The 24,400-nt window shown below is 51.8% G+C and carries 23 protein-coding genes; 20 read left to right on the forward strand and 3 right to left on the reverse strand.

The features are described 5' to 3' along the window. The first annotated feature begins 349 nt into the window (after positions 1–349). The 14 genes from C3V43_RS04880 to C3V43_RS04945 all read left to right on the forward strand — a co-directional run bounded on the left by C3V43_RS04880 (position 350) and on the right by C3V43_RS04945 (position 14,801). Complete coding sequence (locus tag C3V43_RS04880) at positions 350–1,576, forward strand: DUF3575 domain-containing protein (RefSeq protein ID WP_106068834.1); 1,227 nt, start codon at positions 350–352, stop codon at positions 1,574–1,576. Between the two features lie 52 nt (positions 1,577–1,628). Then, on the forward strand, positions 1,629–2,579 hold the full coding sequence (locus C3V43_RS04885) for a DUF5119 domain-containing protein (RefSeq protein ID WP_164996217.1): 951 nt from the start codon (positions 1,629–1,631) through the stop codon (positions 2,577–2,579). Between the two features lie 193 nt (positions 2,580–2,772). After that, positions 2,773–3,870, forward strand: coding sequence for a fimbrillin family protein (locus C3V43_RS04890; protein ID WP_106068836.1), 1,098 nt, complete (start codon positions 2,773–2,775; stop codon positions 3,868–3,870). 126 nt (positions 3,871–3,996) lie between these two features. Continuing rightward, positions 3,997–6,690: a fimbrillin family protein gene (locus C3V43_RS04895; protein ID WP_129588728.1), complete on the forward strand. Its 2,694-nt coding sequence runs from the start codon at positions 3,997–3,999 to the stop codon at positions 6,688–6,690. Positions 6,691–7,235: 545 nt separating this feature from the next. Then, complete coding sequence (locus tag C3V43_RS04900; protein WP_106068838.1) at positions 7,236–7,775, forward strand: HU family DNA-binding protein; 540 nt, start codon at positions 7,236–7,238, stop codon at positions 7,773–7,775. Positions 7,776–7,988: 213 nt separating this feature from the next. Then, entirely contained in the window at positions 7,989–8,285 is a 297-nt protein-coding gene (locus C3V43_RS04905) for a hypothetical protein (RefSeq protein WP_106068839.1), read from the forward strand. Between the two features lie 174 nt (positions 8,286–8,459). Further along, positions 8,460–8,735 carry a tetratricopeptide repeat protein gene (locus tag C3V43_RS04910; protein WP_106068840.1) on the forward strand — a complete coding sequence of 92 codons (276 nt, stop codon included), beginning with the start codon at positions 8,460–8,462 and terminating at the stop codon, positions 8,733–8,735. 21 nt (positions 8,736–8,756) lie between these two features. Continuing rightward, positions 8,757–8,984 (forward strand): 4Fe-4S dicluster domain-containing protein, encoded by a 228-nt coding sequence (locus tag C3V43_RS04915; RefSeq protein ID WP_106068841.1) that lies wholly within the window; start codon positions 8,757–8,759, stop codon positions 8,982–8,984. 19 nt (positions 8,985–9,003) lie between these two features. Then, positions 9,004–10,089 carry a 3-methyl-2-oxobutanoate dehydrogenase subunit VorB gene (locus C3V43_RS04920; RefSeq protein WP_106068842.1) on the forward strand — a complete coding sequence of 362 codons (1,086 nt, stop codon included), beginning with the start codon at positions 9,004–9,006 and terminating at the stop codon, positions 10,087–10,089. Then, positions 10,086–10,259 carry a hypothetical protein gene (locus C3V43_RS04925; protein WP_106068843.1) on the forward strand — a complete coding sequence of 58 codons (174 nt, stop codon included), beginning with the start codon at positions 10,086–10,088 and terminating at the stop codon, positions 10,257–10,259. The genes C3V43_RS04920 and C3V43_RS04925 overlap by 4 nt, the downstream gene beginning before the upstream one ends. 12 nt (positions 10,260–10,271) lie before the next feature. Further along, positions 10,272–11,033, forward strand: coding sequence for a thiamine pyrophosphate-dependent enzyme (locus C3V43_RS04930; protein WP_106068844.1), 762 nt, complete (start codon positions 10,272–10,274; stop codon positions 11,031–11,033). Between the two features lie 22 nt (positions 11,034–11,055). After that, positions 11,056–11,601 carry a 2-oxoacid:ferredoxin oxidoreductase subunit gamma family protein gene (locus C3V43_RS04935; RefSeq protein WP_106068845.1) on the forward strand — a complete coding sequence of 182 codons (546 nt, stop codon included), beginning with the start codon at positions 11,056–11,058 and terminating at the stop codon, positions 11,599–11,601. A gap of 209 nt (positions 11,602–11,810) precedes the next feature. Next, positions 11,811–13,940 (forward strand): putative porin, encoded by a 2,130-nt coding sequence (locus C3V43_RS04940; protein ID WP_106068846.1) that lies wholly within the window; start codon positions 11,811–11,813, stop codon positions 13,938–13,940. A 12-nt stretch (positions 13,941–13,952) separates the two neighbouring features. Next, positions 13,953–14,801 (forward strand): transporter substrate-binding domain-containing protein, encoded by an 849-nt coding sequence (locus C3V43_RS04945; RefSeq protein WP_106068847.1) that lies wholly within the window; start codon positions 13,953–13,955, stop codon positions 14,799–14,801. Here the strand turns inward: C3V43_RS04945 and C3V43_RS04950 are convergent. Next, the gene (locus tag C3V43_RS04950) at positions 14,737–16,650 is read right to left on the reverse strand and encodes an NAD(+) synthase (protein WP_106068848.1); all 1,914 of its coding nucleotides are present in this window, start codon (positions 16,648–16,650) and stop codon (positions 14,737–14,739) included. The two genes, C3V43_RS04945 and C3V43_RS04950, sit on opposite strands and share 65 nt — an antisense overlap. 364 nt (positions 16,651–17,014) lie before the next feature. Next, on the reverse strand, positions 17,015–18,679 hold the full coding sequence (locus tag C3V43_RS04955; protein WP_106068183.1) for an IS1182 family transposase: 1,665 nt from the start codon (positions 18,677–18,679) through the stop codon (positions 17,015–17,017). 409 nt (positions 18,680–19,088) lie between these two features. On the opposite strand from C3V43_RS04955, the gene C3V43_RS04965 reads away from it, so the two are divergent. The 6 genes from C3V43_RS04965 (at position 19,089) to C3V43_RS04990 (ending at position 22,587) form a co-directional block, all read left to right on the forward strand. Further along, positions 19,089–19,523: a Fur family transcriptional regulator gene (locus C3V43_RS04965; RefSeq protein ID WP_106068850.1), complete on the forward strand. Its 435-nt coding sequence runs from the start codon at positions 19,089–19,091 to the stop codon at positions 19,521–19,523. A gap of 25 nt (positions 19,524–19,548) precedes the next feature. Further along, on the forward strand, positions 19,549–20,106 hold the full coding sequence (locus tag C3V43_RS04970) for an NADH peroxidase (RefSeq protein WP_106042042.1): 558 nt from the start codon (positions 19,549–19,551) through the stop codon (positions 20,104–20,106). Positions 20,107–20,218: 112 nt separating this feature from the next. Continuing rightward, positions 20,219–20,740 (forward strand): GFO_1088 family ECF-type sigma factor, encoded by a 522-nt coding sequence (locus C3V43_RS04975; protein WP_106068851.1) that lies wholly within the window; start codon positions 20,219–20,221, stop codon positions 20,738–20,740. Further along, positions 20,737–21,174, forward strand: a complete 438-nt coding sequence (locus C3V43_RS04980; RefSeq protein WP_106068852.1) for a PG0215 family putative anti-sigma factor — start codon at positions 20,737–20,739, stop codon at positions 21,172–21,174. Before C3V43_RS04975 ends, C3V43_RS04980 begins: the two co-directional genes overlap by 4 nt. A 15-nt stretch (positions 21,175–21,189) precedes the next feature. Next, on the forward strand, positions 21,190–21,660 hold the full coding sequence (locus C3V43_RS04985; RefSeq protein WP_106068853.1) for a DUF6108 family protein: 471 nt from the start codon (positions 21,190–21,192) through the stop codon (positions 21,658–21,660). A gap of 21 nt (positions 21,661–21,681) precedes the next feature. Further along, positions 21,682–22,587 carry an outer membrane beta-barrel protein gene (locus C3V43_RS04990; protein WP_106068854.1) on the forward strand — a complete coding sequence of 302 codons (906 nt, stop codon included), beginning with the start codon at positions 21,682–21,684 and terminating at the stop codon, positions 22,585–22,587. A 127-nt stretch (positions 22,588–22,714) separates the two neighbouring features. Here C3V43_RS04990 and C3V43_RS04995 read toward each other — a convergent pair whose 3' ends face one another. Then, positions 22,715–24,370 carry an OmpP1/FadL family transporter gene (locus C3V43_RS04995; protein ID WP_106068855.1) on the reverse strand — a complete coding sequence of 552 codons (1,656 nt, stop codon included), beginning with the start codon at positions 24,368–24,370 and terminating at the stop codon, positions 22,715–22,717. Positions 24,371–24,400: the final 30 nt, after the last annotated feature.

Below are 24,400 nucleotides of genomic sequence, written 5' to 3' on the forward strand. Positions count from 1 at the left end.
GTACCGACGGTATTTTATACGCCACCTCTTGCGAAGAGGTGTACCCGGTTTTGTAATCGACTGCGAATTAACGGCTTTTATTTCAAACGAGCAAATTATTTTGAAAAAAAACTGCATATTCCCCGCATAGATACCCGCATCCGGGTATCCCCGCTCCTTCCGTACTTCCTTACTCCGCTTGTGCGTCCGAAAGAGGCCCGGGCATCCGTCCGCCCTGTCTTTCCTCCGCCTTTCCCCGTCTCTTCCCACCTCTTCGCAAGAGGTATTCGTTCTGATTTCGTATGTACGACACACCTCTTCGCAAGAGGCAATCCTCCCGGGCACAATTATTAACCCTTATTCACAGGCGATGAAAAGACCCTTTATCCTTCTCCTGCTGCTGCTCCTCTCCGGGCATTCCGGTGCGCAGGATTCCGGCACCCGCCGTGGCACGGATTCCGTGCGCGTCTATTTCCGTCAGGGCGAATCGCGCCCCGACCCCTATTTCCGTGAGAACGGCGCGCGCGTGCGCGCCTTCACCGAACGTTTCAGAACCCTCCTTCAAGACCCCTCGCGGCGCATCCGCGGCCTGCGCGTCACCGGCGGCGCCTCCCCCGAGGGGAGCACCGCCCTTAACCAACGCCTCTCCGAGCGGCGTGCCGAGGCCATACGGCAGATGGTCTCCGGCTATTTCCCGCACGAGTTCGGCTGGCTCTCGACCGTGCCCAAGGGCATCGACTGGGAGGGGCTTGAACGCCTCGTGCTCTCCGACGAGTACATGCCCTACCGCCACGAGGTGCTCGGCATCCTGCGCCACACGCCCGAATGGCTCATGTGCGACGGACAAGTGACTGACGGCCGTAAACGGCGCTTAGGCATGCTTGGCGGCGGCTACGCCTGGCGCTACATGGAGAGCCGTTTCTTCCCCGAGCTTCGCGCCTCCACCCTGCGCGTGTGGTACGAGTCGGAGGAGGTGCGGGAAGCCGTTAAGGACACCGTCTACATCCTGCCCCCCGAACCCGCGGAAGCCGTACCCGCGCCCCGGGAGCGCAGGCCTTTCTACATGGCCGTGAAGACCAACCTGCTCTACGACGCCCTGGTGCTGCCCAACCTCGGGCTGGAGTTCTACGTGGGCCGCGGCTGGTCGGTGGCCGGCAACTGGATGTACACCTGGCTGAAGAGCGACCGCCGCCACCGCTACCACCGCATATACGGCGGCGACCTCGAGGTGCGCCGCTGGCTGAGCTACGGCCGCAAGCCGCTGACGGGGCACCACATAGGGGTGTACGGGCAGCTGCTTACCTACGACCTCGAGTGGGGCGGCAGGGGCTACCTCGGCGACCGGTGGAGCTACGGGGGCGGCCTGTCCTACGGCTACTCCGCCCCCATCGGCCGCAGGCTGAACCTCGACTTCAGCATCGGCGTCGGCTATCTGGGCGGCGAGTACTACGAGTACGTTCCGCAGGGAGACTGTTACCTGTGGCAGGCCACGAAGCAACGCCGCTGGTTCGGCCCCACGAAAGCCGAGGTGTCGCTGGTGTGGCTGCTGGGACATGACAATTACAACGGGAAACGCAGGTCACAAATCGGAAAATAAGAAATTCATGAGAACGACAGAAATAACATCCACGAGAAGCATGAGAACATCCATGAGAAAAAAACGTCTGCACGGCATCGCCTTCCTGTTGGGGGCGTCCGTGATTATCCTGCTTGCGGCGGGCGTCGCCTCGCTGCTCGCCTCCTGCGACCATAAACCCTTCGCCTTCGCCCCCGATTCTTCGGTACGGGTGCGGGTCATCTTTGACTGGAGCAACGCCCCCGGGGCGTCGGCCACGGGCATGAGCATCTATTTCTTCCCCTCCTCCGGCAGCCCTTTACGCAGGGACTTTCCCCGTGAGGGAGGGCTGACCGAACTTCTGCCGGGCACGTACCGCGTGCTCTGCCTGAACAACGACAGCGAGTCCGCGCTCCTGCGCGGCACGGACACCCCGGAGAGCTTCGAGGCCTGCGCGCCTCCTCTCCCCGTGCAGGATGGGGACGGACAGGAGCCGGCGGTCTCCTCTCCCGGCATGCTCTGGGGAACGGGCGGCACGGACTTCACCGTCACCGTCCCCTCGGAGCTGCCGGCCCCGGAGAGTCCGCTCGTGCTCTGTCCGGAGGAGCAGAGCTACATCTACACCGTAGAGATAGTGAACGTGCGCAACCTTGCGGGTGTCTCTTCCGCAGCCTTCTCGCTCTCAGGCATGTCCGCCTCGCTGTTCCCGGGAACCGGGCACCGTTCCCCCTCACGCTCGTCCCTCCGCTTCGAAGCGGGCATCGAGGAGGGCACGGCACGGCTCACGGGCCGGGTGCTGTGCTTCGGGGTGAGCGAGGCGGAGGACACGTCGCACCGGCTGACGCTCAGCGTCACCCTGCGCGACGGCAGCTGCAGGCGCATTTCGTTCGACGTGAGCGGACAGGTGAACCGCGCGACCGACAGGCGGCACGTGCATATACGGCTGGACGGACTGACGATCCCCGCGCCCGCGGGGGAGGAAGGAGGAGGATTCCAGACGGGAGTGGACGACTGGAGCACGGAGACGCGGCCGATAGACCTGTAGCCTTTCGGGCGCGGATGCCGCGGATTGTGTTTTTAACGCGGATGATGATTCTTCAGACGGAGATGATGCGGATTCCCTGTTTTACAAGCGGATGATGACGTGAAAGTGAATATGTGGAATATATGATATAACTGGCAGGTAACTGGCAGTGTTTTTTCTTAATCTAATTTTATTAATCCTAACAAAAACAAGTATGAAAAAGAAACTTGTGGGCTGCCTTCTGGCAGCAGGCCTCATCGGCCTTAGTTCCTGCTCGCAGGACGAAACGAACGCTGTGAACCGCAGCGAATCCATCAACTTCCATCCCACGCTGGGTGCTTCCACCCGCGGGGCGGTCACCACGCTGACCAACCTGTCGCCCTTCAAGGTGACGGCATTCAAGAGTTCGGGAGGAACGAACCTCTTCGAGAACGCCGAGGTGAGACAGACGGGCGGCAAATGGGAAATGACCGATCCTCAGACGTGGCCCGGAAACGACGAGGTGAAGTTCTTCGCCTACGCTCCGGCCAACCTGCCTGCCGGCGCATCGGTGTACATCAACAGCGGCACGCAGAAGATATTCAGCTACGTGACACCGCAGAAGGTCTCTGATCAGAAGGACATCGTGGTGGCCCACAACACCGGCAGCCGCACCACCTCCGCATCGGGCGTGGCACTCAACTTCAAGCACATCCTCTCGCAGATAGAGGTGAAGGCCAAGTGCTCCGACCCCACCGTCACCATCAAGGTGCAGGGAGTGAAGGTATGCCAGGTGAAATCGGCGGCCAACTTCACCTTCCCCACCTCGCCCACGACCGCTTCCGGCCCGCTGGCGGGATGGGACGCGCCGAACGCCCCCGCCAGCTTCTCGGCCCGCCTGTCCGCCCCCGTCACCCTGACGGCGTCGGAGCAGAACATCACGGGAACGGAGAACTTCATGCTGCTTCCGCAGACATTAACGCCGTGGAGCGGCGCCGCCTCTCCGAACGGAGCCTATCTGGCCGTGCTCTGCCAGATCACGAAGAACGGTACGCAGATTTATCCGCCCGCTTCAGGAAAGTACGGCTACTCCGCCGTGAAGATAGACTCTGCCTGGGAAGCCGGGAAGAAGTATATCTACGCGCTGAACTTCTGCTCTCCGGGCGGCGGCGCGGGTAACATCGATCCGATTCCCACCGACCCCGTGAATCCCGGCGACCCGACCATCGACCCGAATCCGGGAACGGGCGGAGACCCTGTACTGGGCAACCCCATCACCTTCACCGTGACCGTGGAAGACTGGACGGCGGGAAGCACCGAGATAGGAATGTAATCAGTGATTAGCGGCAGGTGCCTGGCTGTTGTCAGCGGTCAACACTTACTCCACGCCAGGCGCTTGCCGCTGTTTACCCGCCACTTATCATTCATCTATTCATCACTAATCACTAACAACATCTATATGCAAAGAGTGACATTGTCAGTATTGGCAGGCGGGGCACTGGCCCTGCTGACTGCCGGAGTTTGCTCCTGCGACGACTCTCACGAAGAGGGGGGCGCGTATCCGGGGCGCAGTATCGGATTCAAGGTAGAGGCATTGGGGATGCCTGCAGGGGAAACACCGCCGGAGACACGGGTGTTTGCCCTGCAGGACTCCCTGACCGGGGGAGGAACGCCGCTCTACCTGCACGCCACGGTGAGGGAGGGCATGGTCACGGACGGGGAAAACGCTCTTGCGGGGGACGTGACAACGGGCGGCGTCTCCGTTACAGAAAGCCGTCCCGCCACGAAGGCCGCCCCGGTAGACGCTTCCACCATGCACGCCTCCATGGGCGTGTCCGCTTTCGTATATCCCGCCGCGGAAGCGTGGAACGACACGCGGACACCCGACTACATGTATGACACGGAGGTGAGCAAAGCCGGCGGATGGACTACGGACAGCCGCTGGCCGGGGCCGGGCTCGAAGATACGCTTCTTTGCGTACGCTCCCTACAAGAGCGCACTGCCGGCATCGAGCCTGGCACTCTCGGCCAAGACCGCCGGAGGTGCGCCTGTGCTGACCTACACCGTTCCTGACGACGTGGCCGGCCAGACCGACCTGCTGACGGCCGCCACCGACGAGATGCCGGGCGGCGGAGGCACGCCCGCCCTGCTTACCTTTAAGCATGCGCTGACGGCCGTGCGCTTTGTCACGGGCAATGACCTGCCTGCGGGGACGATTACGAACGTCACGCTGAAGGGCGTGTACGGCAAGGGCACGTACCGCATAGGCGAGAGCGCATGGGAAGGCCATGCCGACAGGAAGAACTTTACGCAGGCGCTGACGCCTGCGGCCACTATACCCGAGAGCCAGACACCCGGCACGGAGATAACGCCTGCGGCGGCCACGTTCATGATGATTCCGCAACAGCTGCCCGCGGGGGCGGAACTGGAGGTGAAGTACACGGACAGGCTGACAAATGCCGTGCGCACGATGAAAGCCTCCATAGCAGGCAGCCAATGGGAAATGGGAAAGACGGTGACCTATCAGGTGTCGGTGACAAGCATGGTGATTACCCCTACGCTGGAGGTGACGGCTCCGGCGGAATACGACTATCAGGGAGGAAGCGATAGCTACACGGTGGAGAGCTACGCCACGGTATCGGGCGGAGGGGTGGACAAGGTTGTGCCCATCCCCTGGGAGGTGGAGTTCTCCGAGGACGGGATAGTCTGGAACAAAAACAAACCCGCGTGGCTGACGGCGTTCACCGAAAACGGGGAGGGAGGCACTTCGGCAGCATCGTATACTGCCACCGTGGCGGCGCAGGTGAACAGCACACCGGATAACCACACTATTGCGCTGCAAGCGGCTGCGCAGAAAACGAACTGGAATCTCTCTAACAGCACAGGGGCAGATGAGGTACAGAACACGGCCAACTGCTATCTTGTCAATGCGCCGGGCACGTACCGCCTGCCGCTGGTGTATGGTAACGCCATAAAGAACGGGGCTGCCAATACAGCGGCCTATACTTCCGCAGCAAGCGGAAGCAATGTGCTGACAACCTTCATCAACCATACCGGGAATGGAATCACCGATCCCTATATATACAATAATACGAACTGCACGCCCGATAACGCAATACTGATATGGCAGGACGAGCCGAACCTCGTGACTGATATACAACTGTCAGCAGACAAACATTTCCTCACGTTCACCGTCAATCAGGCCACTATCAAGCAGGGCAACGCCGTGGTGGCGGTGCGCAACGCCTCAAACACCGTGCTGTGGAGCTGGCACATCTGGGTGACGGACTACAGGCCGGGAACCGGGGACAAAGTCATCACCAACCATCAGAACATACAATACACCATCATGCCCTACCCTCTGGGTTGGTGCGATGAAAAGGAGGAAACCTACTATGCCGAACGCACCATGCAGGTACGCTTCAAACAGAAGCCCACAGCGGGGTACACATCGGCTGCCACACAGACGTTTACTGTAAAACAGAAAGCGCATACCATTGCAGCAGAGATTGGGAATAACACTTTTTACCAATGGGGACGTAAAGACCCGTTCGTGGGAGGGCTTAAAGTACATACAAACAAAACGTGGTATGATGCCGATGGGAATCGGAACGTACATCAAAATCCTGCCACGGAAAATTTCTCTGCCGATAATGCCTGCATCGTTTCAGGCATCCAAAAGCCGGGGGTATATTGTACTAACTCATATATGGACGCACGTTATCTTAACCTTTGGAGTGCAGACAATGACATTACTACTCACAATGACAACATTGTAGTGAAAACCATCTACGACCCTTGCCCCGTGGGGTATAAACTTCCTCCGAGTAACGGATTCACGGGATTTACTACAACAGGAACTAATGCCGGCGAAGTCAACAAAAAAGGCGCATGGAACGAAGGTTGGAACCTTTATTGTGGCAAGAATATGACCGGCGATACTGTTTTTTTTCCTGCTTCCGGCTATCGGCTATACGATTCCGGCGGTGTTTGGCGACAAGGTCAATATGGCGTTTACTGGTCGGCTGTGCCGCTCAGAAAAGAGGATGGGCGCGCCATGGTCCTTTTCCCGTCCTACGTCTACCCGATATCTCCTTACAGTCACTATTACTACCGTGGTCGCGGGTTCAGCGTGTGGCCATTTCAAGATTAGAAAGGAGCGAAGAAGCCGCAGGAACCCGATACCGGCGAAGCCGGTCGGAAAAAGCCGAAAGTATCACGTTTCACTTTATACGTAAATACAATGGGATATACAAGTCGTGACTTTATGGATGCGGAACGAGACTTGCGGCTGCTGAGGCAAGAGGAGGGTGTTTTTCAGGCGCGGATTGCGCGGATGACGCGGATTTTATTTTATCTTGGTTCTAATGCATGAATGCTAATGTTCTGATATGTACGGTCTTAATGTCTGATGTCAGCTATATGTGTGAGGGGTGGCGATGCCACTGCGGTGAGACAGGTGATGACACCGCAGCGAGACAAGCGGCGTCACCGCAGTGAGACAAGTGATGACACCGCAGTGAAATGGGTGATGTCACTGCAGTGAGACAAGAAGCGTCACCGCAGTGAGGTAAACGGCGTCTCCACAGTGAGGTAAGTACCCCTCTTGCGGGGACATTCAAGGGAATTAAAAGAAAAGGCGTTCACACGCCGACTGTGAGTTATTATCATTTAATTATTAATTAAAACTTTATCAGTATGAGTATCAGTTACAAATTGGTGCAGAAGAAGCACCCGATGAAGAAGAATGACCCGGCTAAGTGGTATGCCGTGCCAAACAGTGCAAAACCATTGTCTCCCAAAGCTTTGACCCGTGCCGCAACGGTACATACCACCACGGCACCCATCGAGCTGGAGGCAGCCATGGAGCTGCTGGCGGAGTTCATCCCCCAACAGTTGCAGCAGGGACACACGGTGAATGTGCCCGGCCTGGGTACATTCCGCATCACCTTTAAAAGTGCAGGCGTGGAGAAGATAGAAGATTTCAACGTGGGCACGATGATTAAATCGCCCCGTGTAACGTTCACACCTGCCCGGGAACTTCGCGGCAGGATTATCCGAGAACTCAGCTTCGAGGACGGAGGTGTGCTGGAGGCCGGCGTAAACTATGCCTCGATGGCGGACTACCGCAAAGCCAAAGGACTGCCTGCGCCTACACCGGGCGGCAGTGCTTCGGGCGGTTCCGGCTCGGGCGGCGGTACGGGTTCGGGCGGCCAAGGAGAGAATCCGCTTGGTTAGACGTTAGACGTAAGAGGTCAGACGTAAGAAAAGAATAACACCGGATCAGGGTATGGGGCACGGAACCATATGGGAAATAAACACGACGCGTTTAATAGGAGAACTCATGACGACCATGTGGCCCGTGCCCTTAACCTCTTCCCCACACCGATACCGCCGATGCTTCAATTCCAATCCTTATACCCTGACGACGCTCATTAACCATTATTATCCATGAAATCTTATCGAACCATCAAAAGGATGCAGGAAGCGGCGGAATTCCGCAAGAGTTGCCTTATAAACATCGACATGAGGAGAGAGGCGTTCACAGCCTACGACCGCTCGGCACTGATATTGCACGCCATATACCCTCAACTGCCCTTGCGCCACGCGACCGGCGAAGACGGAATGACACGGCCGATGGTGACGGACATTCCGCAGAAAATCATCCTCGAGGTGTGCCGCAGATACCGGTTAGTGGAGGCGACGGCAAAATTTGTAAATGAAGAACAGCCCATACACAAGTTGTAAGGCGGCAAAACCATATTTCCTAATTTTCGGCCCGAAGCCCTGACACTCTGACAGAACGAGTAAGGACTTCGGGCTTCTATTTGCCCTCTTTTGCTCTTTTTTCACCGCGAAGTTATTTGTTATCTTCAAATAAAAACTATCTTTGTCGTTCGATAACCCGGATATTTTTTAGATATGGAACGACTGAATACCATAAAAAAGCTTATCAACGAGGGAAATGTGGAGCAAGCCATCCGGCTGCTCGACGAAATGCTGCAAACAGACTTCCCCGGCAAAGACGAAGCCTACTATCTGCGGGGAAACGCCTACCGGAAACAAGGCGACTGGCAACAAGCGCTGAACAACTACCGCCGGGCCATCGACCTGAACCCTGAAAGCCCGGCCCGGCACGCCCGGCAAATGGCTATGGACATCCTGAACTTCTACAACAAGGACATGTACAATCAGTAATCAATCTTAAAAACGTAAATTATGGCAAAGATTAAAGGAGCAATCGTAGTGGACACCGAGCGTTGCAAAGGCTGCAACCTGTGCGTGGTGGCCTGTCCGCTCAATGTAATAGCCCTCACCAAAGAGGTTAATGCAAAGGGATACAACTATGCCCACCAAATATTGGAAGATACATGCAACGGCTGCACATCGTGCGCCACCGTATGTCCGGACGGATGTATCTCCGTGTATAAAGTAAAAGTAGAATAAACCAGTAAATCTGTAGAATATGGCAAAAGAAGTCGTACTAATGAAAGGAAACGAAGCCATCGCCTATGCGGCCATCCGCTGCGGCGTAGACGGCTATTTCGGATATCCCATTACTCCGCAATCGGAAGTATTGGAAACACTGGCCGAACTGAAACCTTGGGAAACGACCGGCATGGTGGTTCTTCAGGCAGAAAGCGAAGTGGCGGCCATCAACATGGTATATGGCGGTGCCGGATGCGGAAAGAAGGTAATGACCTCCTCCTCCAGCCCCGGCGTCAGCCTGAAGCAAGAAGGAATCTCCTATCTGGCAGGCGCCGAATTGCCCTGCCTGATTGTAAACGTGATGCGCGGCGGCCCCGGTCTGGGAACCATCCAGCCGAGCCAGGCCGACTACTTCCAGACAGTGAAAGGCGGCGGACACGGCGACTACCGGCTGATAGCCCTCGCACCGGCCTCGGTACAAGAAATGGCGGACTTCGTGGGCCTGGCTTTCGAACTCGCCTTCAAATACCGCAACCCGGCCATCATCCTTGCCGACGGCGTCATCGGACAGATGATGGAAAAGGTGGTACTGCCCGAGCAAAAGCCGCGCCGCACCGATGCCGAGGTCATCGAGCAATGCCCTTGGGCCACTACCGGCAAAACCAAAGGCCGCAAACCCAACATCATCACCTCGCTGGAATTGAAACCGGAAGAGATGGAGAAGAACAACATCCGCTTCCAAGCCAAATACAAGCTCATCGAAGAAAACGAGGTGCGCTTCGAGGAAATCCATTGCGAAGACGCCGAGTACCTGATTGTAGCCTTCGGCTCCATGGCACGTATCGGACAAAAAGCGATGGAACTGGCACGCGCAGAGGGCATTAAAGTTGGCATGCTCCGCCCCATCACTTTGTGGCCCTTCCCTACCAAAGCCATTGCCGCATACGCCGACAAGGTGAAAGGTATGCTCGTCACGGAACTGAATGCCGGACAGATGGTAGAAGATGTCCGCCTCGCCGTAAACGGTAAAGTAAGCGTGGAACACTTCGGACGCTTGGGAGGCATCGTTCCCGACCCGGACGAGATAGTAAACGCACTGAAAGAAAAACTGATTAAGAAATGAACCCGGATAAAATAAGAAACGTACTGAATATCCTATTCCTGATACTTGCGACGGCATCCATCATCATCTATTTTGCGGCAAGAGACGACTTCAAACTGTTCATCTACGTCTGCGGCGCAGCCATATTCGTCAAGCTGATGGAGTTTTTCATACGATTCACCAACAGATAAGGAGAAGTGATTATGACAAAAGAAGAGATTATAAAGCCCGAAAATCTGGTCGCCAAGAAGCCGACCCTGATGAATGACAACCCCATGCACTATTGCCCGGGATGCAGCCACGGCGTGGTTCATAAACTGATTGCCGAGGTTATCGAAGAAATGGGACTTGAAGACAAAGCGGTAGGTATCTCGCCCGTGGGATGCGCCGTATTCATCTACAACTATATAGACATCGACTGGCAGGAAGCCGCCCACGGACGTGCACCGGCACTTGCCACCGCCATCAAGCGCCTTTGGCCCGACCGCCTTGTGTTTACCTATCAGGGAGACGGCGACCTGGCCTGCATCGGCACCGCCGAAACGATACATGCCTTGAACCGAGGCGAAAACATCTCCATCATCTTCATCAACAATGCCATCTACGGCATGACGGGAGGACAGATGGCCCCCACCACCCTCGTAGGCATGAAGACATCTACCAGCCCTTACGGACGTGACGTGCATCTGCACGGCTATCCGCTGAAGATGGCCGACATCGCCGCGCAACTGGAAGGAACCGCTTACGTGACGCGTCAAAGCGTGCAGTCCGTCCCCGCCATTCGCAAGGCGAAGAAAGCCATCCGCAAAGCATTTGAAAACTCGATGGCAGGCAAAGGTTCCAACCTCGTGGAGATTGTATCGACTTGCAACTCCGGCTGGAAGATGTCGCCCGCGAAATCGAACGAATGGATGGTGGAACACATGTTCCCATTCTATCCGCTGGGAGACTTGAAAGATAAATAATCATGCTAAAGACAGAAGAACAATGAAAGAAGAAATCATTATAGCAGGCTTCGGCGGACAAGGCGTATTGTCCATGGGAAAGATTCTGGCATACTCCGGACTGATGGAAGGAAAGGAAGTCACCTGGATGCCGGCTTACGGACCGGAGCAGCGTGGCGGCACGGCCAATGTGACCGTCATTGTAAGCGACGAGAAGATATCCTCGCCCATTTTAAGCAAATATGATGCAGCCATCATCCTGAATCAACCGTCGTTGGAAAAGTTTGAAAGCAAACTGAAACCGGGAGGCGTACTTATTTACGACGGCTACGGCATCATACACCCGCCTACACGTAAAGACATCCGTGTATTTCGAATCGATGCCATGGATGCCGCCAACGAAATGAACAACGCCAAGGCATTCAATATGATTGTGTTGGGCGGATTACTGAAAATAAAGCCGATGGTTACTCTTGACAGTGTAATCAAAGGATTGAAGAAGACATTGCCCGAACGCCATCACCACTTGATTCCGATGAACGAAGAGGCTATCAAGCGCGGCATGGAGCTGATTCGGGAAATGAAATAGACCTATATAAAGGCTCTTTATACACCCCTCTTTTTCAGGCACGGGTTACATGGATTTTACGGACTTAATCGATTTTAATCCGTTTCAATTCGTGAAATCCGTGCCTTATGCCATATGCCGGTCAACCCGCCCAAACCCTCCTTTAAAAGAAGCAAAAAAGGCAGAATTCCATAAGCAAATAATTTTTTATTGTATCTTTGCGCCTAATTATGAGACGAATTGCACTGACATATATATTTCTATCCATCGTCGGGATATGGAGCACAATGGCGCAAAACACCCTGAACCCGACGAACAACCGCGACCGCTTCGGCAATCAGGTAGATCCGAGCACCCGGCCTGACAATCTGGAAGACAGTACCCACACGGAAATCAAAAGTCTTCCGCCCAAGCTCTACATGTGGCAGATAAGCGAAACACTGGGCAACCGCACCATCATGCCTGCCGATACCGCCAACCTCAATTTCCAAAACAGTAATCTGGTAGAAGGACTTTCGGGACAATATAACTATTTAGGGAATTTAGGCTCGCCGCGCCTATCGCGCATCTTCTTTGAACGGAACGCTCAGGAACCGACCATCTTCATAGAACCTTTCTCCAGCTTCTTTGTACGTCCGGATCAAGTGAGATTTACAAACAGCAATGTTCCCTATACCAACCTGACTTACTATAAAGCCGGAAATAAAGTGAACGGTGAAGAACGGTTCAAATCGTACTTCTCAGTGAATGTAAACAAGAGACTGGCTTTCGGCTTCAATATGGATTACCTGTACGGACGCGGCTACTATCAGAACCAGTCGACCTCGCACTTCAATGCCGGATTGTTTGGAAGCTACATCGGCGAAAAGTATCAGATACAAGGAATATACAACAACTTCTTCCTGAAAATGAACGAAAACGGCGGCATCACGGACGACCAATACATCACGCGTCCGGAAAATATGTCCGGAGGGAAAAAGCAATACGAATCGACTACCATCCCCGTAAAATTGGAGCAGACTTCCAACCGCAACAGGAATTTCTACGTCTATCTCACCCAACGCTATCGGCTCGGCTTCACGCGAAAGACGCAGACCATAAAAGAGAAGCAACCGCAAGGAGCGAAAGTTGCCGCCGATCATGCGCATCACCACGCCGACAACGACAGCCTGCCCGTCATGGCAAGTACTCCGCAAGATACAATCGTCACGGAAGAGTTCGTTCCTGTCACCAGCTTCATCCATACGGTAAAAGTGGAGCAGTCGCGACATCAGTTCTATTCGGGGAGCGAACCTACCGGCTTCTTCCCCGAAAAGTATAAACTTTATAAGAATCACAGCAACGACTCTACCACGGCTTTCAGCGTAAAGAACACATTCGGCATAGCCTTGCTGGAAGGATTCAACAAATATGCCAAAGCAGGACTTACGGCGTATATCTCTCATAAATTCAGCCGATATGATTTGATGAATACGGATACACTCACGGATATGAGCCGAATCCGCCATACGGAGCAGGAAGTATTCTTAGGGGGCAAGCTGGCCAAACGTGAAGGCAAACTGCTGCATTACAATGTAAACGGCGAAGTCGGCTTGCTCGAAAAAGCCATCGGGCAATTCCGCATCAACGCCAATCTTGACATGAACTTCCGGCTGTGGAAAGATACCGTGAATTTATATGCCCGAAGCTACATAAGCAATACCCTACCCTCTTTCTATATGCGTCATTATCACTCCAACCATTACAACTGGGACAACAATGATATGAACAAGGAATTCCGTACGCGCATAGAGGGAGAACTGAACATTGCCCGCCGGGGAACCAACCTACGCGCCGGTGTGGAGAACATCAAAAACTACGTTTACTTCAACCGGAACGCCATCCCCGAACAGAACGGAGACAACATACAAGTGCTATCGGCCACCCTGAAACAGAACTTCCGTCTGGGTATCCTCCATCTGGATAATGAGGTGACTTGGCAAAAGACAAGCAACGAAACAGTGCTTCCGTTGCCGCAACTCTCATTATACCACAACCTATACTTATTGACCAAATTGGCAAAAAAGGTATTGACTGTTCAGTTGGGTGCCGACGTCAGATACTTCAGCAAGTATGATGCTCCCGCCTATGCCCCCGGCATACAGCAGTTTCATCTGCAATCGACAGATAACCGGGTGGAAATCGGCGGTTATCCCATTGTGAACGTTTATGCCAACTTGCATTTGAAACGGACGCGAATCTTTGCCATGATGTATCATGTCAATGCCGGTATGGGAAAGGCCAACTATTTCCTGGTTCCTCATTACCCGATAAACCCGCGTTTGTTCAAAATCGGCATTTCGTGGAACTTCTATGATTAAAAGACCAACGGCATGACCAAAAGCAAACTTCTGAAATATGTGTTTTTAGGGATTACGGCAGTTTTGATAGCCCATTACCTTGTCCGGCCTAAAGAAGAACCGCAGAAACATCCGCGCGACTATGCCGAGATTGCTGCCGAAGGCGTCATATATGCCGCTACGGAATATAACTCCATAGCTTTCCATGTAGATGGCGATACCTTGTCGGGGGTTCATTATGAACTGATAAAGGCTTTTGCCCTCGACCACGGATTACGGGTAGTCGTCTCTCCGGAGATGAGCTTCGACAAACGGTTGGAGGGTCTGGCAAACGGGAAGTATGACGTAATAGCCTACGGCATCCCTGCCACCAGCGAGCTGAAAGATTCCTTATTGCTCACTACCCCGATTGCGCTAAGCAGACAGGTCTTGGTGCAACGGAATCTCCGGAACGCTCCCGACTCATCACGGTTTATCAAGAGCCAGCTCGACTTGGCGGAAAAGACATTGCACGTAGTAAAAGGCTCTCCTTCCATACTGCGCATCCGGAATTTAGGAAATGAAATCGGCGATACAATCTACGTCAAAGAGATAGAGAAGTATGGTTCCGAGCAACTGATTGCATTGGTGGCGCACGGCGACATCGACTATGCCGTATGTGACGAAAGCATTGCCCGTGCCCTTGCCGACAGCCTGCCTCAGATAGATATCAATACGGCCATCAGCTTCACGCAGTTCTATTCATGGGCGGTGAGCAAGCAATCGCCCGTGCTGTTGGACAGTTTGAATGCGTGGTTGAAAAGGAAACCTCTTCCCTCTACCCCTTCCACCACATCTCGCTTCCTGCATCGCTCGGCATCCGCCAATCGCCGCGCGGACTGAGGGAAATACTCCCCACCTTAGGGCCATCGGGCAGACAGGAGCGTTTGAATTGCTGACTGAAGAAACGACGATAGAAAGTCTGCAACCATTTACGGATGGTCTCCTCATCATATACCCCCTTGAAAGTACGTGCAGCCAAAAAGAAAATCTTGGAAGGAGGGAAACCGCAACGGATGAAATAATACAGGAAGAAGTCGTGAAGTTCATACGGCCCTACCAAATCTTCCGTAACCTGACTGATATTGCCGTTTTCGTCTGCCGGAATAAGTTCCGGACTGATGGGAGTATCTACAATATCGAGCAGCGTACCGCGCGAAGCATCATCCATGCCATTCTCTGCCACCCACTTCACCAGATGCTTTACCAATGTTTTGGGAATACCGGTATTCACACCGTACATGGACATGTGGTCGCCGTTGTACGTGGCCCACCCCAGAGCCAGTTCCGAAAGGTCGCCCGTTCCAATCACCAGCCCCCGGGTTTGGTTGGCAATGTCCATCAGGATTTGAGTGCGCTCGCGTGCCTGCGCGTTTTCATATACCACATCGTGCACGTCGATGTCATGATTAATGTCCTTGAAATGCCGGATGCACGCTTCTTTGATGCTGACCTCACGTATTGTCACACCGAGGGCTTTCATCAGATTGACGGCATTGGTATAAGTACGGTCGGTTGTTCCGAAACCCGGCATGGTTACGCCGATAATGCCCCGGCGAGACCACCCCAACTTATCGAAAGTCTTTACACAGACCAACAATGCCAATGTAGAGTCCAATCCGCCGGATATTCCCACAACGGCACTTTGAGCTTTGGTATGCACCAAGCGTTGCGCCAGTCCGGACATCTGGATGGAAAATATCTCTTCGCAACGCTCATCCAAGGCAGCACCCTGCGGGACAAAAGGATGCGGATTGTAAGTACGGGTCAGGTTCAAGTCCTTGCCATTGACATACTCAGTAGAGATGTGTACGGCAGGTTCCGAAGCGCAGTTTGCACGACAAGCGGCAAAGGTGGTATTGACCCTGCGTTCGGCACGCAAGTAATCCACGTCTATCTCGCCGGCCACCATCTGCTCCTCGAAAGAAAAGCGCTTGCTTGCCGCCAACAAATTGCCGTTTTCATATATCAGCCCGTTGCCTGCAAACACCACATCCGTAGTAGACTCGCCGAAACCGCACGAACTGAATACGTAGCCCGATATGCAGCGTGCGGACTGCTGACCGATGAGCGAACGCAGATAGGCATGCTTACCGATGGCCTCGGTATCGGCCGAGAGATTGAACAACAGCTCCGCTCCCTGCAGAGCCAATACGGAACTGGGCGGAATGGGTGCCCATAAATCTTCGCAAATCTCAACCCCGAATGTGACGTCTGCCGTTTCAAACAGCAGGTTTCGACCCATCGGCACCACTTGTCCGCAAAGGCGTATGCTGCTCTCGTGTACTTCGCAAGCAGAAGTGAACCAACGCTTCTCGTAGAACTCTTTGTAATTGGGCAGATAGGTCTTGGGAATGACTCCCAGCACCTTCCCCTTCTGAATGACAACCGCCACATTCAGCAATAGCCCATTGCATGCTACGGGCATGCCCAATATCGAAATGATATCCATCTGACGCGTGTCATTGAGAATCCGTATCAATCCTATCTCCGCTTCTTCGAGCAGAAGTTGCTGCGCGAAAAGGTCGCCGCATGTATATCCGGTGATGCACAGTTCGGGGAAAGCAATGATTTGCACGCCTTTCCCATCGGCAATGATTATCTCTTTTTCAATTTGTTCGGCATTGAACCGGCAATCTGCCACTTTGACGCGGGGTACAGCCGCCGCTACTTTTACGTATCCGTAGTTCATAAGAAATGCTTTCTATGTATATCAATGTCGCAAAAGTACGCTAATTTCTCCATAAAGCCAAAACAATCAGTAGTTTCGCACCTCAAATCTTCTCAGCCCCCCTCTTCGACGGTATCTCCATGGAAAAAAGCAGTAAGAGAACGCACCCCATACCCCCATTTTATTTTACAAAAAAATCAGAAATCCGTTCGATTCCCGACACAGCCTGTTTCAGTCGCCGAACGAACCACATTCAGTCGCCGACTGAAATGGTTTCACTCAGGGACTGAAATGGTTTCAGTCGCCGACTGATTCACCGAGGGTGTGTCAAAATAGACACATCCTCTTTTTTTTGTTTTTTCGCGTCTTCCCTGCTCGATTTCCCTTATGCCGCAATCAACTCTGTTTTTCTTCCATGACGGCCTCCATTGGGCCGGAAAAGGCGTATCAGGACACAAATCAAGGCTGTAAATGCGTCTGACAGCCCCGATATCCCCCCCTTGAGCATCTTTGCGCACATTTTCTTGATGTTGAAGGCCATGGCGAAGAAGGCAAAGTCCATCAAAACCTTGTCTTTTCCAAAGTGCCGGAAGCGTCGGTATGCCATATCGAACTTCATCTGTCCGAAGACGGCTTCAGGTTCAATGCACCGCCGTCCCCTGTGCCTGATGCCTTCCCGGGAAGTGAGCCTTTCCCGTGCCTTTCCCTTGTATTCGTTCAGCCTGTGGTTGACCTCCATGATGCGTCTGTCCGTCCTTGCCCCGTAGCATCTGCATCTGAGCGGGCATCCTTTGCAGTTCTGCGCCCGGTAGCGTGCGCTTTCGGTGAGGTATCCGCCTGCGGTCTTTCCACGGGTTGTCCCGACGCGCTCCATGTGCTGCCCCATGGGACAGACGTAATAATCCTCCTCCTTATTATAGTACAGGCTGTCCTGATGGAACGGGGCCGGTGTATAATGTGGACGCTGTTCCATGTGGAAACGGTTGTACTTGACGTATGCCTCCACGCCGGCATCCTCCATGAAACGGTAGTTCTCCTCCGAGCCGTACCCCGAGTCGGCAACGGCGGTGGAAGGATGACGGTGATAGCGCCGGAAGAAAGAATCCATAAAGGGGATAAACGTGAGCGTGTCGGTGGGATTGGGAAACAGGGCAAAGTCGGTGATGAACTGGTTCTCCGTCGCTATCTGGAGATTATAGCCGGGCTTGGTCTGCCCGTTGTTCATGGCATCCTCTTTCATGTGCATGAACGTGGCGTCAGGGTCTGTCTTGGACATGGAATTGCGACTGCCAATCTGTTCAAGACGGCTGTCATACTCCTGCAGTTTCTCACGGTACTTATCCAGTTCCTTTATCTGTTTCTCCTTTTTCTTGCACTGTGCTTTCTCTTCTTTGGTGGTAGCGGCAGGGGGCGTGGCAAGGGCTTCTCTAAGTTCGGCAGACAGTTCGCTCAATGTTGCGGGCGTGAACTCCACATGCTCTTTCTCCGAGGATTTCTCTTGCGCAATGGTATCATCGACCTGCTGCAGGAGGATGCGTATCTTCTCTATCAGTTTAGTGCGATTCTTTTCTATTGTCCTGCGCCATACAAAAGTGTATTTGTTGGCTTTTGACTCTATCTTCGTACCATCGATATATTCCACATCGAGCGTTACAAAGCCACGCTCCGCGAGCAGAAGAACCAACCGGGTAAATACATTGTTGAGTTCGTCCTTGACACGATTACGGAATCGGTTGATAGTAATAAAATCAGGTTTCTCATATCCTGCAAGCCAAATGAAGTGTATGTCACGCAGGAGCAATTGCTCTATCTTGCGGCAAGAATAGATATTATTCATATAGGCATAGAGGATAACCTTGAGCATCATCTTCGGGTGGTATGGACTACGACCGCTTTCCTTGTAGAGCTTGCGGAAATTATCCAAATTAAGACCGTCAACAATGGCGTTGACCATGCGGACAGGGTCGTTCTCCGCAATATTTTCATCAAGCCGTTGTGGAAAAAGCACCGTTTGGTTGCAAGTGTAAGGGCGAAAGTGTAACTTTGACATAACGTAATTTTGTATGCCTAAAGTTACAAAAACTTTAGGAAATAGCAAAGCCCTGGCTTGAGAAAGTCGGGGCTTTGTGCAAAAAAAGAGGATGTGTCTATTTTGACACACCCTCGTAAAAGAAGAAAAAGAAAGGATATGGCATGCCATCCCTTGATAGTAAAAAATGATTATCAATAATCCGTGTTGTATGGCGAATAATGTTTGCAAGCAATTTGCACGGCTGCAAAAGGACACGACTCTTATGAGGACAGACAAAATCCTTAAAGAGGAAACCCTTACGGGAACTAAAACAAATTCAAAACAGCCTCTAAAAAAGCACAGAAATATTTTGGTGGCTGCAAAGAAGTTCCTATCTTTGCAAGAGAGCTAAAAATGTAACCATTACAAGTTAAAAAAACAAAACAATATGGATGCCATTAAACGACTGCAAGAACATAGTATAAAGCCTTCCCTGCAACGGATAGCAATCATGAACTATCTGATGGAGCATCGAACGCATCCCACCGTAGACGAGATATATACGGCATTGGCTCCGGGCATACCGACCTTGTCGAAAACAACCGTGTACAATACATTGAAACTGTTGAGCGAGCAAGGCGCCGCCCAAACGCTGACGATTGATGATAGGAACACCTGTTACGACGCCGATACCTCCCTGCATGCTCATTTTTTATGTAAACGTTGCGGAAGAGTGTACGACCTGCAAAGCAAAGCATTGTGCAAACAACCCGAAATAACAAATACGGAAGGACACGACATACAAGAAACACACTACTATTATAAAGGAATCTGCAAACACTGTATCGAACAAGAGCGTTCGGGTACAACAAACAATAACTAATTCAACTAATTAAAATCTGAGAAAAATGAAGAAATTTAGATGTACTGTCTGCGGTTACGTTCATGAAGGAGACGCAGCTCCCGAAAAATGTCCTTTGTGTAAAGCTCCTGCCAGCAAGTTCGTGGAAGTTGAGGAAGCTAAAGCCGACGGCCCGTTAGTATTTGCCGACGAACACGTTATCGGCGTAGCCAAAGGTTGCGACGACGAAATGATTAAAGACCTGAACAACCACTTCATGGGCGAATGCACGGAAGTCGGCATGTATCTGGCTATGAGCCGTCAGGCCGATCGTGAAGGTTATCCTGAAATAGCAGAAGCTTTCAAACGTTTCGCTTGGGAAGAAGCAGAACACGCTTCCAAATTTGCCGAGTTGCTGGGCGACTGCGTATGGGACACCAAAACCAACCTTGAAAAAAGAATGAATGCCGAATGCGGTGCATGCGAAGATAAGAAGCGCATCGCTACCCGTGCCAAAGCACTGAATCTGGATGCCATCCACGATACCGTTCACGAAATGGCCAAGGACGAAGCACGCCACGGCAAAGGTTTCGAAGGATTGTACAACCGTTATTTCAAGAAATAATCTGCCGCAACTTAAAAACAATGCAATAAAAAGGGACCGACTGGAAACAGCAGTCCCTTTTTTTCATACTTCGATGTCACGTTCGCGTTTCTCATCCGTCATATCTGTGTAAATGGAACTCAAACAATTTCAAATAACCGTTCTTCCACTCCGCGCCAAGCTGCTGAACTATGCAAGGAAGCTGACCAACGAACCGGAAGATGCAGAAGATGCTGTTCAGGAAACCATGCTCAAGCTATGGAACAAAAGGCTTGAACTGGAACAATGCCGGAGCATCGAAGCATTTGCCATGACGTTGACGCACAACATCTGCATAGATATGTGGCGAAGCAGGCACAACGACAATCTGCCGCTCGATACCGTGCAGGCAGCCGCCTTGACAGGCACACCGGAACGATTATTGGAAATCAAAGATGAAATCCGGCTGATGCGCGAAATCATCGATTCGCTTCCCAACCTGCAACGCACCATCATGCGGATGAAAGACATCGAGGAGTACGAAACGGACGAGATAGCCGCAATTACGGGATGCGGAGCAGAAGCCATCCGCAGCAACCTGTCAAGGGCAAGAAAAAAAGTGAGAGACATCTACCTGCAAACCATACAAGAAAGAAAAAGGAGAAACGAACCATGAACATAAATGAACTGTTGGATAAATACTTCGAAGGAGCAACTTCCTGTGAAGAAGAACGTGAACTCCGCCGTTTCTTCAAAGGGGATGACGTGCCGGAACATCTGCAAATATATCGTCCGCTATTTACCTGTCTGGCTGAAGAAGTTGAAAACCGGACAAACCCAAAAACGGAAAGAGATTCCGAAACAGTGCCTGCCCGACAATATACTCGCCCGCATCGCACCTTCTATATGTTGAGCGGCATTGCTGCCGGATTGCTTCTACTCGTAGGAATAGCCCAAATAGTCTCACTCTCTCAGACACCCGAAAATTATGTCATCATCGACGGCCGATGCTATACCGACGAGAAACTGGTAGAATCCAAAGCATTGGAAGCTCTGCAAAATGCCGGCTTCACCGACGACGATTTAAGTTACCTCTTGTTTCAACATTAATATACACACCGTGTCATGAAAACATCCATACAGATTTATTTACGAGGTATATGTCTTCTCTCAGTGCTGATAATACTGCCGGTCATTGTTCGGGCACAAGAAGATCTTCAAATAGCCGGCCTATTCGATAAGTACGGCGAACAGAAAGACGTCACCAGAGTAGAACTGAATGGCAGCATCCTGAAATCATACAGAATGACAACATACAAAAGCCTCGTATTCAAGAATGTACTCCCCTATCACAAGGAAATACAGCAAGCCATCGCCAGCGATAAGCAGAACAATGTAAAAAAAGCGCAGGAAGTAATGGAAAACGGAGTTCTGCGCAGCGCCTATTACCGGTTGGAGGAGGTGAAACGAAACGGAAAGATGCTGAACCGCTATATCATCTTCAAAATAGGCAAAGAATCAATGGGAACACTTATCTACATTGAGGGCTTGCTTGACGAAAAAGAAATGCTGGATATGCTTTATAAACCGCACTAACAATCAAAAAACATATATACAATGAAAACCAAGATTATGATTCTGACCTGCCTGCTTGCTGCACCGACAGTCCGCATGGCAGCACAACAACCCAACAACCTCGAACAGAAAGCTGTTGTAGAAACAAAAGGCGACTCCATCATCATCCGGAAAGGGCAAGGAGACATGCGCATCAAAGTATATGAAGAACAATTAGAGGAGGGCGAAAAGAAAGAAGTACAGATTTTTGAAGGAGTGTATCTTGAAAAAGTAGATGCAGACAAGCGCACGTTTCTGGATGCCCTGCCCTTCATTCCCCGAAAGAAGAGGTACAATTCGTACGACCCGCATTGTTCGGGCGTGTTTATAGGCTACGGCTGGTTGTCCGACAGTTTTTTCTCTTTCGAAGCAAGCGATAAGATAACACTCGACCTGTCAAAGTCATGGGAATTAGGTTTCAATGTATTGTCCGCTTATCACAATTTCAAGAAAAACCCGCATTGGGGCATCAATGCAGGTGTAAACTGGGGGTATCGTTCATTCGGCATCGACGGAAATCGTGCTCTGTTGAAAGGAGACGGAAAGAGTATGCTCACTACGGGCGACGAAACTACCGATTACAGTAAAAGCCGTTTCCGCCACTTCTTCTTCCGCATACCCATATTGCTGGAATGGCAACAAAGAATAGGCCGAAGCAAACTCTTCTTCAATGCCGGACCTGAAATAGAGATTCGCCATAGCGTAAAATCTTTCTCACGAATCAATGGAGGCAAGAAACAGACAATGGGTAAAGGTATGTATGTACGCCCCGTGGGTATAGGCTTGTTGGCACAAGCCGGTTATGGCAATATAGGTTTCTATTTGCGCTACTCCACCCAAGGATTATTCCAGAAAGACAAAGGACCGGAAGTGTCTCCCTACTCGTTTGGCATAGCATGGTATTGGTAGCCTCTCACTATAACCCATAAATAGAAGCGAGGCTATAAAGTCGGCAAATCAGATAGATTACAATGACCTTATAGCCTCACCCTTTATGTTTTCCGCAGCGATTATGTCACGCCGGGAGGACAGCGTTTCAGAAGCGCATGCCCAGCGTAACCAATACCTTACTGCGTGTATCCGTCACCTTGATCACTTCGGGGGTGTAGTAAGCATCTCCATCCTTATAGGCAAAGGGATAGAATTCTCCTTTCTGCACCGAATATTTGTAGGCCAAATCGGCATAGAACGCCTTGCCTCTATAGCCGATGCCCAATGTGTAGTTGTTCATCGATTTCAGATTGGTAAAATCCGTATCGGTGTTGATAGACTCATTCGGGAGGGCTTTGATGGCACCGTTCTTGAAAGCCGAGGAGATGTAATTATATCCGGCGCGCAGGGCAAACTGAGGTATCACCTTATATTCGGCTCCCAAGCGGAGGGCATGTACTCCTTTTAGACAAAAGTTTTTAGCTTCATTGGTCTGGAAGTTCATATTCACACCGTCGGAATACTTGAACTTCATGGTCGAGTAGTCTTTGTATTCATATTCCGCACCCAAAGCCAGTCGGTTGCCTACCGTATAGCCCATGCTGACATTGTATGTCCATGGAGTGTGCATCTGATATTCGAACTTCAAGTCGGCATCCTTCAAGTAGTCATAGCTGTCCACCACCGTCTGGTGGGGTTTGTTGTCTCTTATCAAATCGGAAACCAATCGTGCGGACGTGGCCCATGTCATCTGATAAAACGTGGGCGTATGCAAAGCCAGCCCGATGCGGAAAGGAGAATCCTCGAACGGGCGCACAATGGCTCCGGCCTTGAAGTCGACCCCCACTCCGGTCAGTTTGTTGAAACTTTCCAAGATATATCCGGTATGATTGCTTGCGCCGGCCGCCGTGCGGAAATCTTCGTCATACAAGGTATACTTGTTATAATCCACATCACTGATGCCGAGCGTAAATCCCAGGAAGAAACGTTCGTTGAAGTTGAAAGCCACGTTGAAGTCATAGTTATGGACGCCCCCGGTTTTTCTCGATTTGAACTCGCGCATGTAGGACGTATCGTCATGACCAAGCACACTGACATAATTGCCATAGTCCAAGTAAAGCGGCTCACCCTTCTCGTTCGTCAACTGTACGCCATTCTCCTTATATGGAAAATCTGTCCGCTTAGTAGTTATGCTGGGATCTATCAATCCTCCTTCATAGCCCAGCGCCGACAGCCAGCCTATATCATTATGGTCGAACGGATTGTTCTTCCACAAGTCAGGGCCTATTCCATCGGACATGCCGGCCATCAGGAACGTTTGCGAATCTCTGCCCAGATCGGCCTCCGCACTCATGCTGCGGACAAACGATTTCACTTTCTGATAGTTGAAAGCAAAGTTCACATAGCGCAAGGAGGTGCGGTCTCCCACCTTAGTAGAATAGACAAAACCCATATTATCGAAATTCCACCGGGCTTTGCTCATGCTATACTTATTATTTCTGAAAGCACTCTCTGTTCTCGACAGCGAATAGTCCACAGACAGCATCAAGTCGTTGCTCCGATAGATGCCTATACCAGCGGGATTGATGCCTATGGTAGAAATGTCGCCGCCCAAAGCGCCCAAAGCACCGCCCATACCAACAAAACGAGCCGTACCGCTCAGGTCTTTGGAAGCTACATCCACGCCATCATATACCGTTTGTGCCATTGCCGCTGCCGACAAACCGGCGGCAAATGCAACCAATATCATTCTTTTCTTCATGTTCAATCAATAAATTACATAAAACATCCG

Source organism: Prevotella heparinolytica (assembly GCF_002998535.1).
In the GTDB taxonomy this organism is placed as follows: Bacteria; Bacteroidota; Bacteroidia; order Bacteroidales; family Bacteroidaceae; genus Bacteroides; species Bacteroides heparinolyticus.

Excerpts from the sequence above, each read along its gene's own strand:
- C3V43_RS04880 (WP_106068834.1), top strand. The coding sequence starts at position 350 with ATGAAAAGACCCTTTATCCTTCTCCTGCTGCTGCTCCTCTCCGGGCAT.
- C3V43_RS04885 (WP_164996217.1), top strand. The coding sequence starts at position 1,629 with ATGAGAAAAAAACGTCTGCACGGCATCGCCTTCCTGTTGGGGGCGTCC.
- C3V43_RS04890 (WP_106068836.1), top strand. The coding sequence starts at position 2,773 with ATGAAAAAGAAACTTGTGGGCTGCCTTCTGGCAGCAGGCCTCATCGGC.
- C3V43_RS04895 (WP_129588728.1), top strand. The coding sequence starts at position 3,997 with ATGCAAAGAGTGACATTGTCAGTATTGGCAGGCGGGGCACTGGCCCTG.
- C3V43_RS04900 (WP_106068838.1), top strand. The coding sequence starts at position 7,236 with ATGAGTATCAGTTACAAATTGGTGCAGAAGAAGCACCCGATGAAGAAG.
- C3V43_RS04905 (WP_106068839.1), top strand. The coding sequence starts at position 7,989 with ATGAAATCTTATCGAACCATCAAAAGGATGCAGGAAGCGGCGGAATTC.
- C3V43_RS04910 (WP_106068840.1), top strand. The coding sequence starts at position 8,460 with ATGGAACGACTGAATACCATAAAAAAGCTTATCAACGAGGGAAATGTG.
- C3V43_RS04915 (WP_106068841.1), top strand. The coding sequence starts at position 8,757 with ATGGCAAAGATTAAAGGAGCAATCGTAGTGGACACCGAGCGTTGCAAA.
- C3V43_RS04920 (WP_106068842.1), top strand. The coding sequence starts at position 9,004 with ATGGCAAAAGAAGTCGTACTAATGAAAGGAAACGAAGCCATCGCCTAT.
- C3V43_RS04925 (WP_106068843.1), top strand. The coding sequence starts at position 10,086 with ATGAACCCGGATAAAATAAGAAACGTACTGAATATCCTATTCCTGATA.
- C3V43_RS04930 (WP_106068844.1), top strand. The coding sequence starts at position 10,272 with ATGACAAAAGAAGAGATTATAAAGCCCGAAAATCTGGTCGCCAAGAAG.
- C3V43_RS04935 (WP_106068845.1), top strand. The coding sequence starts at position 11,056 with ATGAAAGAAGAAATCATTATAGCAGGCTTCGGCGGACAAGGCGTATTG.
- C3V43_RS04940 (WP_106068846.1), top strand. The coding sequence starts at position 11,811 with ATGAGACGAATTGCACTGACATATATATTTCTATCCATCGTCGGGATA.
- C3V43_RS04945 (WP_106068847.1), top strand. The coding sequence starts at position 13,953 with ATGACCAAAAGCAAACTTCTGAAATATGTGTTTTTAGGGATTACGGCA.
- C3V43_RS04950 (WP_106068848.1), bottom strand. The coding sequence starts at position 16,650 with ATGAACTACGGATACGTAAAAGTAGCGGCGGCTGTACCCCGCGTCAAA.
- C3V43_RS04955 (WP_106068183.1), bottom strand. The coding sequence starts at position 18,679 with ATGTCAAAGTTACACTTTCGCCCTTACACTTGCAACCAAACGGTGCTT.
- C3V43_RS04965 (WP_106068850.1), top strand. The coding sequence starts at position 19,089 with ATGGATGCCATTAAACGACTGCAAGAACATAGTATAAAGCCTTCCCTG.
- C3V43_RS04970 (WP_106042042.1), top strand. The coding sequence starts at position 19,549 with ATGAAGAAATTTAGATGTACTGTCTGCGGTTACGTTCATGAAGGAGAC.
- C3V43_RS04975 (WP_106068851.1), top strand. The coding sequence starts at position 20,219 with ATGGAACTCAAACAATTTCAAATAACCGTTCTTCCACTCCGCGCCAAG.
- C3V43_RS04980 (WP_106068852.1), top strand. The coding sequence starts at position 20,737 with ATGAACATAAATGAACTGTTGGATAAATACTTCGAAGGAGCAACTTCC.
- C3V43_RS04985 (WP_106068853.1), top strand. The coding sequence starts at position 21,190 with ATGAAAACATCCATACAGATTTATTTACGAGGTATATGTCTTCTCTCA.
- C3V43_RS04990 (WP_106068854.1), top strand. The coding sequence starts at position 21,682 with ATGAAAACCAAGATTATGATTCTGACCTGCCTGCTTGCTGCACCGACA.
- C3V43_RS04995 (WP_106068855.1), bottom strand. The coding sequence starts at position 24,370 with ATGAAGAAAAGAATGATATTGGTTGCATTTGCCGCCGGTTTGTCGGCA.